This is a genomic window from Corallococcus sp. AB049A (assembly GCF_003668885.1).
GTDB classification, from domain to species: Bacteria; Myxococcota; Myxococcia; order Myxococcales; family Myxococcaceae; genus Corallococcus; species Corallococcus interemptor.
In genome coordinates, this window is sequence record NZ_RAWL01000294.1 from 1 (window position 1) to 10,954 (window position 10,954).

1 protein-coding gene is annotated in these 10,954 nt (G+C 72.4%); it reads right to left on the reverse strand.

The window, feature by feature from the left end; all coding sequences use genetic code 11:
- Positions 1-10,954, reverse strand: a 10,954-nt coding sequence (locus tag D7X55_RS26915) for a non-ribosomal peptide synthetase (RefSeq protein ID WP_121724555.1), incomplete at both ends; no start/stop codon positions are given.

A 10,954-nucleotide genomic window follows, 5' to 3' on the forward strand; every position in this document is an offset into this window, starting at 1 on the left:
TCGGATCCCCCAGCGGCGTCGCGGTGCCATGGGCCTCCACGTAGCCCACGGCCTCCGGAGACACGCCCGCGTTGGCCAGCGCCTGGGAAATCACGGCCGCCTGTCCCTGCACGCTGGGCGCGGTGAACCCGGACTTGTTCCGGCCGTCGTTGTTGATGGCCGAGCCCCGGATGACGGCGTAGATGGAGTCGCCGTCCCGGACCGCGTCCTCCAGTCGCTTGAGCACCACCGCGCCCACGCCGTTGCCGGAGAGCGTGCCTCCCGCCTTCTCATCGAACGCACGGCAGTGTCCGTCCGGAGAGAAGATGAGCCCTTCCTGCGCGACGTAGCCCGTGCGCTGCGGCACCGACAACCGCGTGGCCCCCGCGAGCGCCACGTCGGACTGACCCACGCGCAGGCTCTGGCAGGCTAGGTGCACCGCGACCAGGCCCGTGGAGCACGCGGTGTAGAGCAGCGTGCTCTCACCGGTGAGCCCCAGCTTGAAGGACGTCTTCGTCGCCAGGCTCTCGTGCGTGGCCGTGCCCTGCAGCTCCATGTACGACGCCGCGTCCAGCGGCATCGCCTGGCGCACGGCGTCCGTGTACCCGGAGCCCGTGGCCCCCGCGTAGAGCGAGATGGCGCCGGGGAAGCGCTCCGGGTCCACACCCGCGTCCTCCAGCGCGGCCCACGCTGTCTGGAGGAACAGCCGCTGCTGCGGATCCGTGAACTGCGCCTCGCGCAGGGACATGTCGAAGAACACGTGGTCGAACCGGTCCACGCCTTCGAGCACGCCCGCGGCCGGGACGAACGCCGGGTGCTGCCACAGCTCCGTGCCCTCCGGCAGGACGGGCAGGTGCTCCAGCTCCTCCGGTGCGAAGCGCGTGATGGACTCCACGCCTCCGCGCAGGTTGCGCCAGAACTCCGCCACCGTCATCGCGCCGGGGAAGCGGCCCGCCATGCCGATGATGGCGATGGAGCCAGATGCGCCGGGCTTCGACGCCTCGCGCGGACGGTGGCCGGGGGCCGGGGCCACGGTCTGGGAATCGCGCTCCAGGCGCTCGACGAGCCCTGCGAGCGTGGGGTGCTCGAACAGCCACACCACGGGCACCTCGCGCTGGAGTTCTTCGCGCAGGCGCGCGGCCAGGCGCACCACGGTCAGCGACGTGGCTCCCAGCTCCTCGAAGAGGTGGTCCTGCGCGCCCACGCGATCCGTGCCCAGCTCGCGTGCGAAGAGAGGCGCCAGCCGCTGCTCCAGCGGGTGCGACGGCTCCACGAAGCGGCCCTGCCGTCCCGTGGACGCGGCGTCCGGCGCGGGCAGCGCCTTGCGGTCCACCTTGCCGCTGGGGTTGAGGGGCAGGGTGGCCAGCGTCACGAACACCGACGGGACCATGTACTCCGGCAACCGCTGGCGCAGCGCCGCGCGCAGGGCTGGCGCCTCCAGCACGTGCCCGGCGCGGGGCATCGCGTAGGCGACGAGCCGCTTGTCTCCGGGCACGTCCTCACGCACCACCACCGCGGCCTCCTGCACCTCGGGCAGCTCGCGCAGGGCGGACTCCACCTCCGCCAGCTCGATGCGGAAGCCGCGCACCTTCACCTGGGCGTCGATGCGGCCCAGGAACTCCAGCGTCCCGTCCGGACGCCAGCGCGCCAGGTCCCCCGTGCGGTACAGCCGGGCACCGGGCGTCGCGCCATACGCATCCGGGACGAAGCGCTCGGCCGTGAGGTCCGGCCGTGACACGTAGCCCCGGGCCACGCCGTCTCCCCCGAGGAACAGCTCTCCTGGCACGCCCACCGGCACCGGGTGCAGCCGCGCGTCCAGCACGTACACCGACGTGTTGGCGAGCGGTGCGCCGATGGGCACCGACAGGGACACCTGCTCTGGGCGCTCCACCGTGAAGGTGGTGGCGACCACGGAGCACTCGGTCGGTCCGTATGCGTTGGTGAAGGGGATGCCCAGCGACTCCACGGCGCGGCGCACGTGCGGCGCGGACACGATGTCGCCACCCGCATGCAGCTCCCGCAGCCGTCCGAGGATGTCCGGCCGATGCTCCATCAACTGCGAGAAGAGACCCGAGGGCAGGTGGACGAAGGTGACGCCGTGGTGCTCCACCACGCGGGCCAGTGCGTCCATGTCGCTCGCGGGGACGTGGCCCGGGAAGACGACGAGCCGGCCGCCATGCAGCAGCGGCGTCCACAGCTCCAGCACGGAACCGTCGAAGGACACCGGCGCGAAGAGCAGCCCCGTGTCGCGAGCCCCATAGCGCGTGTACGGCTCCGAGTGCATCAGGCGCAGCAGCCCGCGCTGCTCGATGCCCACGCCCTTGGGCCGTCCGCCGCTGCCGGAGGTGAAGATGACGTAGGCCAGGTGGCGCGGCCCCACGCCGGTCTCCGGCGCGGTGACGGGCTGGTCCTCCAGCGACAGCTCCTCCAGGAACAAGCATGGCAGGGACGCGTCGGGGAGGTGCAGCCGTCCGTGCAGCTCACGCGTGGTGACGAGCAGGTGCGGCCGCGCGTCCTCCAACATGAAGCGCAGCCGCTGCGCGGGATAGGACGCGTCCAGCGGCACGTACGCGCCGCCCGCCTTGAGGATGCCGAGCACCGTGACCACGAAGCCCACGGAGCGCTCCAGGCACAGCGCCACCGGCACATCCGGTCCCACGCCCCGTGACCGCAGGACGTGCGCGAGCTGGTTCGCCCGGGCATCCAGCTGCGCGTACGTCAGCCGGGCGTCTCCGTCCTCCACGGCGATGGCGTCCGGCCGCCGCGCGGCGTGCAGCTCGAAGCGCGCCGCGACGGTGCTGCCGGAGGGATAGGGCAGGGCGGTGTCGTTCCACGCGACGAGCACCTGCTGGCGCTCCTCGGGCGTGAGCCACGGCAGCCGGGAGACCGGCACGTCCGGCCCGGCGACGGCGGCCTCCAGCAGCACGCGCAGGTGGCCCGCGAGCCGGGCCATGGTGTCGTGCTCGAAGAGGTCGGTGCTGTATTCGATGGAGCCGCGCAGTCCGTCCGGCGTCTCCGTGAGCAGCAGGCCCAGGTCGAAGTGCGCCGTGCCCGCGTCCACCTCCAGCAGCTCCATCCGCAGCCCGGGCGCTTCGAGCACCCCGGCCGGAGCGTTCTGGAGCGCGACGACGGCCTGCACCAGCGGCGTGCGCCCCAGGTCGCGAGGCACCTGAAGCTCCTCCACCAGCTTCTCGAACGGCAGGTCCTGGTGCTCATAGGCCGCGAGCGTCGTGTCCCGCGCCTGTCCCAGCAGCGCGCGGAACGAATCCTCCGGACGGATCCGCGCACGCAGGACCAGCGTGTTGACGAAGAAGCCGACCAGCCCCTCCACGTCGCCATGGGTGCGGCCCGCGATGGGTGCACCGACGAGCAGGTCCTCCTGCCGGCTGTAGCGAGACAGCAGCACCTGCCACGCGGTCAGCAGCGCCATGAACGGCGTGGCACCTTCAACCCGCGCGAGCCCCATCAGGCGATCCGTCAGGTCGCGAGGCAGGTGCACGGGCAGGAGCGCGCCCCGAGCGGAGCGCGTCGTGGGACGAGGCTTGTCCGTGGGCAGCTCCAGCACGCGAGGCGCACCGGCCAGCTGCTCCTTCCACCACGCGACCTCGTCCGCGAGCACGTCGCCCTGGAGCCAGCCGCGCTGCCACGCCGCGAAGTCCGCGTACTGCACGGGCAGGGCCGGCAGCACGGGGGCCTCACCGGAGGCGAAGGCCGCGTAGGCCGTGGCCACCTCGCGCACCATCACCTCCAGCGACCAGCCATCGGAGACGACGTGGTGCATGCCCAGCAGCAGCACGTGATGCGATGGGGTCAGCCGCAGCAACCGCGTGCGCAGCAGCGGCCCCGTGTCCAGGTCGAAGGGCCGGGCCGCCTCTTCCCGCGCGAGCCGCCGCACCTCCGCCTCGCGCTCCTCCGCCGGCACGCCGGTCAGGTCCACCAGGGGCAGGGCCCACGAAGACGTGGACTGGATGACCTGGACAGGGTCTCGGTCCTTCAGCGTGAACGTGGTTCGCAGTGCCTCGTGACGTTCGACCAGCAGCTCCAGCGCGCGGCGCAGGGCCTCCGCGTCCAGCGCGCCCTCCATCCGCACCGCGCCCAGCAGGATGTACGGCGTGGCGCCGGGTTGCAGCTGCTCCATCACCCAGAGCCGCTGCTGCGCGAAGGACAGGGGCAGCCCGCCGTCGCGGGGGGCCTTGCGGATCGCCGGCACGCGAGGAAGGCCGGTGCGCGCGAGGAGGCGCGCCTCCACCTGGTCGGTGACGTCGGCGACGGTGGCGCCTTCGAAGAGGCCGCGCAGGGGCAGCTCCACCTGGAACGTGGAGCGCAGGCGGGACACGAGCCGCGTGGCCAGCAGCGAGTGGCCGCCCAGGGCGAAGAAGTCATCGTGCGCGCCCACGTGCGGCACGCGCAGGACGTCGCGGAACAGGTCCGCGACCCGCTGCTGGAAGGGCGACATCCGCTGGGGCTTCGAAGGCGCCACCGCGACCGAGCGCGCATCCGGAGCAGGCAGGGCCTTGCGGTCCACCTTGCCCACGGGCGTGAGGGGCAGGGCCTCCAGCGGTACGAACGCCGAGGGCACCAGCGGCGCGGGCAGACGTTCGGAGACGAAGGCGCGCAGCTCTGCCGCCTCCATCGGCGCACGCGGCACGTACCACGCGACGAGGCGCGGATCGCCCTCGCCGTTGTCGAGCACCCCGGCCACCGCGGCCTTCACCGACGGGTGCTGGCGGACGATGGACTCCACCTCGCCTGGTTCGATGCGGAAGCCGCGCAGCTTCACCTGCGTGTCCATGCGGCCCAGGAAGTCCAGCGTGCCGTCCGCCAGCCAGCGCACGCGGTCGCCCGTGCGGTAGAGCCGTGCTCCGGGCACGTCACCAAAGGGCGAGGGCAGGAAGCGCTCCGCCGTCAGCGCGGGACGGCCCACGTAGCCCCGGCCGACCCCGTCACCGCCGATGTACAGCTCGCCGGGGACGCCCACTGGCACGGGCTGGCCGTGCGCATCCAGCACGTACGTCCGGACCCGCGTCATCGGCCGGCCGATGGGCACTGACTTCACGTGCTCCTGCAGGCCTTGGAGGTCGTGCGTGGTGGCGCCCACGGTGGTCTCCGTGGGGCCATAGAAGTTCACCAGCCGGCCCGGCGGTCCTGCGCGCAGCACGGCGCGGATGGCCTCCGGGTTCGCGGCCTCGCCCGCGCAGAAGACCACGCGCATCGTGGCGAATGCGTCCGGGACCTCTCTCGCCACGGCGTGGACCAGCGCGGTGGGGAACATGGCCGTGGTGGCGCCCACGTCGCGCAGCGTTCGCGCCAGTCGCGCGGGCTCCAGCGTCACCTCGCGCGGCAGGATGACCAGCCGGGCGCCGTTGAGCAGCGCGCCCCAGACCTCGAAGGTCGCGATGTCGAACGACGGCGTCCCGCCCTGCACCATGCGGTCGTCGGGGCCCAGCTGGATGTAGTTCGTCTCCCGTACCACGTGGACGATGGAGGCGGCCGTGACGCCGACGCCCTTGGGAGTGCCCGTGGAGCCTGACGTGTAGAGCACGTAGACCCATGCGTCGGGCAGCAGCCGCACGCCTGGAGCGGACGCGTCGTAGCTCGCGAGCGTGTCCCGCTCCGCCTCCAGGCTCACCGTGGGCCAGGACCGGTCCTGGACGGCCTCGGGCAGCGAGCGCTCCGTCACCACCAGCGACAGGCCGGCGTCCTGGAACATGAACGTCAGCCGCTGCGCGGGATAGGCCGGATCCAACGGCACGTAGCAGCCGCCCGCCTTGACGACGCCGAGCATGCCCACGATGAGGTCCAGGCCACGCTCCAGGCACAGGCCCACTCGGCCTTCGGGCTGGAGGCCCTTCGCCAGCAGGTGCCGCGCCAGCTGGTTCGCCCGTGCATCCAACTGTGCGTACGTCAGCGTGCGGCCTCCGTGATCCACGGCCACTGCGTCTGGAGCCCGCTGGACCTGCGCGTCGAAGCACTCCAGCAGGGACGGCGTGCGCAGCGGCCGGAGGTCCGGCGCGCTGAAGGTCTCCAGCACCCGCGCGCGCTCCGCCGCGTCCATCAGGGGCAGCCGCCACACGGGCGTCGTCGCGTCGTGGGCCACGGCCTCCAGCAGGACCCGGAGGTGGGTCGCGAACCTTGCGGCCGCGTCCTCGGAGAAGAGGTCCCGGCTGTATTCGAGCGTGCCTTCCAGCCCGCCGTCCCGCGCGGTGAGCGACAGGATGAGGTCGAAGCGCGCGGTCTCCGTCGAGGTGTGCAGCCGCTCCACGTGGACGCCGGGCAGGGCGGGCGTGGACAGCGGCGCGTTCTGCAGCACGAACATCACCTGGAACAGCGGAGTGCGGTCTCCGCCGCGCGCCTGTGCCACCGCTTCGACCAGCTTCTCGAAGGGCACGTCCTGGTGCGCGAACGCGGCCAGGGAGTCCTCGCGCACGCGGTCCAGAAGCTCAAGGAAGCGGGGGCTTCCGTCCAGGCGCGCGCGCAGCACCAGCGTGTTGAGGAACACGCCGATGAGGGGTTCCAGCTCCGGCCGGGTGCGGTGGGCGACGGGCGTGCCCACGGCGAAGTCGTCCTGCCCGGAGTAGCGCGACAGCACGGCCTGATACCCGGCCATCAACACCATGAACAGCGTGGCGTCCCGCTCCCGGCCCACCTGCTCCAGCGAGCGCACCAGGGACGCGGGCAGCGTGAAGACATGGCTGCCTCCGCGAGCCGAGCGCGTCCCGGGCAGGCCCTGCTCGGCGGGCAGCGTGAGCACGGGCACGTCCTTCAGGGACTGCTGCATCGCGGCCAGCGCGGCCCGTGACGCCTCCGAGTCCTCCTGACGGCGCTGCCATGCGGCGAAGTCCGCGGCCTGGATCTCCAGCGCGGGAAGGGGCGACGGTTGTCCCTCCAGCAGCGCCGTGTAGAGGCTGCGCACCTCGTGCACGAGCACGCCCATGGACCAACCGTCGGAGACGATGTGGTGCATGCACAGGAGCAGCACGTGTTCCTGGTCGGACAGCCGGAGCAGCCGCGTGCGCAGCAGGGGTCCGGTGCCCAGGTTGAACGGACGGGTCGCGTCCTCGTACATGCGCTGGCGGAGGGCGTCGCCTTCCGGCGCGGGTTCCACCAGCAGAGGCCATTCCTCGGGCGCGGCGTGGATGCGCTGAAGCGGCTGACCGTCGTGCTCCTCGAAGGTGGTGCGCAGCGGTTCGTGGCGGCGGACCAGCTCCGTGAACGTGCGGCGCAACACGTCCACGTCCAGGGGCCCGGTGAGCCGCAGGGCCAGCGGGAGGTTGTAGTGCGCCTGCCCCGGCTCCATCCTGTCCAGGAACCACATGCGCTGCTGCGCGAACGACAGCGGCAGGGCTCCGTCCCGGGGCACGGTGGGAATGGGCTCGGCGGGATGACGTGAGGGGAGCGCTTCGATGCGCTCCGAGAGCCGCGCCACGGTGGGCGCGTCGAACACCGCGCGCACGGGCAGGTCCACGCCGAAGCGCGCGCTCACGCGGGTGACGAGCTGGGTGGCCAGCAGCGAGTGCCCCCCGAGCGCGAAGAAGTCATCGTGCGCGCCCACGCGCTCCACGTGCAGCACGTCCTGGAACAGCGCGGCCAGCTTCTCCTGGAGCGGAGTCAGCGGGCCCGCGTCCTCGGTGGCGGCCGGAGCGGCGGGGACGGGCAGGGCGCCTCGGTCCACCTTGCCGTTGGGCGTGAGGGGCAGGGCGTCCATGCCGACGAACGCCGAGGGCACCATGTATTCGGGCAGCCGGGAGCGCAGGTGTTCGCGCAGGGCTCCGGCCTCCACGGACGCAGGGACGGTGTAGGCCACGAGGCGATCCGCGTGCACGGCGACCACGGCCTCGCGGACCTCGGGGTGCGAGCGGAGCGCGGCTTCGATCTCACCCGGTTCGATGCGGAAGCCGCGCAGCTTCACCTGGTGGTCGACGCGGCCCAGGAACTCCAGCGTCCCGTCCGCGAGCCAGCGCACCCTGTCTCCCGTGCGGTACATCCGCGTGCCCGGTGCTTCGCTGAACGCGTCTGGCACGAAGCGCTCGGCCGTCAGGTCCGGGCGGCCCAGGTAGCCGCGCACCACGCCTTCACCGCCGATGAACAGCTCACCAGGGACGCCCACCGGGACCGGGCGCCATTGCGCGTCCAGGACGTGCAGCCCGGTGTTCGCCAGCGGCCGGCCCAGCGGCACGGTGCCGGCCGAGTCCGTCTCCACTCGATGCATGGACGACCACACCGTCGTCTCGGTGGGGCCGTACATGTTGAGCAGCGCGGGGACGTGAGCCCGCAGCGTCGCGGCGAGGCCGCCCGGAAGGGCCTCTCCGCCCACGAGCAGCTGGCGCAGTCCGCCCAGCGCCTTCAGCGCCCGGGGTTCCTCCACGAGCGCGCGGGCGTAGGACGGCGTGCACTGGAAGTGGGTGACGGCGTGGCGCTCCACTTCTTCCGCGAGCGCCGCGGGCTCCAGCCCCGTGGGCGCGAGCACCACCTGGAAGCCGCGCGTCCAGGACCAGAGCAGCTCCAGCACGGAGATGTCGAAGGAGATGCTCGTCATCGCCAGCCACGTGCCCGGGCACGGCGAGACGTGCGCGTCCATCGCGCGGAAGAAGTTCATCACCGTCCGGTGCGGCACGCCCACGCCCTTGGGCCGCCCGGTGCTGCCCGACGTGTAGAGGACGTAGGCCAGCGTCCGCGCGTCGCTCGCGGATCGCACGAAGTCCGCGCCCGCCGAAGGGTCCACGTCGTCGAGGAACAGCCGGCGCTCGGCCGGCACCGCGATCACGTCCTCCAGGCGGCGAGGCCCCACGAGGACCTTCGCCCCCGAGTCCTCCCACATCGCGGCGAGCCGCTGCGACGGGTACGCCGGATCCAGCGGCAGGTAGGCCGCTCCCGCTTCGAGGATGCCGAGCATCCCCACCGCCAGTTCCACCGAGCGATCCACGCACAGCCCGACCACCGACTCCGGCCCCACGCCGCGCTGCCGCAGCGTGTGCGCCAGGGCCCGGGCCCGTGCACGCAGCTCCCGGTACGTGAGCCGATTCCCGCCCGCGACGAGCGCCACGGCATCGGGCGTGCGGGCCACCTGCGCCGCGAAGCGGGAGGAGACGGTGGCGTCCGAGGGGAACTCGATGCCGGGTCCTCGCGACAGCGCGAGCAGGTGCTCCGACTCCGCGGCGTCCAGCCACGGCAATGCGTCCACCTTGCTCGAAGGATCCCCGACCGCAGCCTCCAGCAGCACGCGCAGGTGACCCGCGAGGCGGGCCACGGTGTCCGCGTCGAAGAGGCCGGTGGCGTACTCCAGCCAGCCCTCGAAGCCCCGAGCGGATTCGGACAGCGAGAGCGTCAGGTCGAACATCGCCGTGCCCGGGTGCACGTCCAGCAGACGCGACTGGAGGCCGGGCAAAACGGGGGCGCCCACGTGCGCGCCCTGGAGGATGAACATCACCTGGAAGAGGGGCGTGTGCCCGCGCTCGCGCGTGGGGTGGAGCGCTTCCACCAGCTTCTCGAAAGGCACGTCCTGGTGCGCGTACGCGCCCATGGCGGTCGCGCGCACGCGCCCCAGCAGCTCGCGGAAGGTGGGTGCGCCGGAGAGCTTCGTGCGCATCACCAGCGTGTTGACGAAGAAGCCCACCAGGCCCTGGAACTCCGCGCGGCCCCGGCCCGCGATGGCCGTGCCCACGCTGACGTCGTCCTGTCCCGCCCGGCGAGCGAGCACCGCCTGGAAGCCCGCGAGCAGCACCATGAAGGGCGTGACGCCCTCGTGCACCGCCAGCGTGCGCACGGCTTCGGTCAGCCGGGCATCCAGCACCACGGGCACCCGGGCGCCCTGCGTTCCACGCTCGGCGGGACGTGGCCGGTCCGTCGCCAGGTCCAGCAACTGGGGGGCACCGGCGAGCTGCTTCCGCCAGTAGTCCAGGTGCGACGTCAGCCGGGTTCCGTCCAGCCACTCCCGCTGCCACTCCGCGTAGTCAGCGTAGGCCAGTGGCAGCGCGGGCAGGGGAGACGGACGGCCTTCGCGCAGCGCCGCGTAGAGGGTGGAGACCTCACGCACCAGCACGGCCATGGACGCGCCGTCCGACACGGCGTGGTGCATGACGAGCACCAGCACGTGCGTGCGTTCGTCCAGCGTCAGCAGGGTGGCGCGGACCAGCGGACCTCGCGACAGGTCGAACGGGCGGCGGGCCTCTTCATGCGCGAGGCGGGAGGCTTCGGCTTCGCGGGCTTCCAGCGGCAGGGACTCCAGCGACACGCGCGCCAGCGGCAGTGCTGCGTCCTTCGCGATGACCTGGAGCGGTCTTCCGTCCTGTTCGCGGAAGGAGGTCCTCAGCGCCTCATGGCGCGCGACGAGCGCCTGGAGGCTGCCCTCCAGCGCGGCCACGTCCAGCTCGCCCTCCAGTCGCACCGCGGCGGGCAGGTTGTAGGCCACGTCACCCGGCGCGTATCGATCCAGGAACCACAGCCGGGCCTGCGCGAAGGACACTGCCCGGGCGCCATCCACGTCGCGGCGGCGGAGCGTGTTCGACGCGGGCTTCGCGGCATCCCGGAGCGAGAGCAACTGCTGGGACAGGGACGTGATGCTCGGGCCCTGGAGCAGCCACTCCATGGGGACCGTGAGGCCCGTGCCCGTGCTCACTTCGTGAGCCAGCTCCACCGCGCCCAGCGAGTCCAATCCGTAGCGCGTCACCGGAGCATCGACGTCGATGTCCTCACGGAGCATGCGCGCGTGCCGGGCCACGATGTCGCGCAGCCAGCCCACCAGCGCCTCAGCGTCCTGGCCAGAGTGCGAATCCAACGCAGATGCACTACGCGAGACCTCGGTAGCCGCGACAGCGGAGGGAAGGGGAGTGACGGAGGAAGGACTCTCCGCCCGCCACGCCATCACCTCCTGCAACGTCCCGTTCAGGAAGGCCGCACGGCACGCGTGCCGCTGCACCTTGCCGCTGCTCGTCTTCGGCAGGCTGCCCGGTTCAATCAGCACCACCGCGTGCGCCTG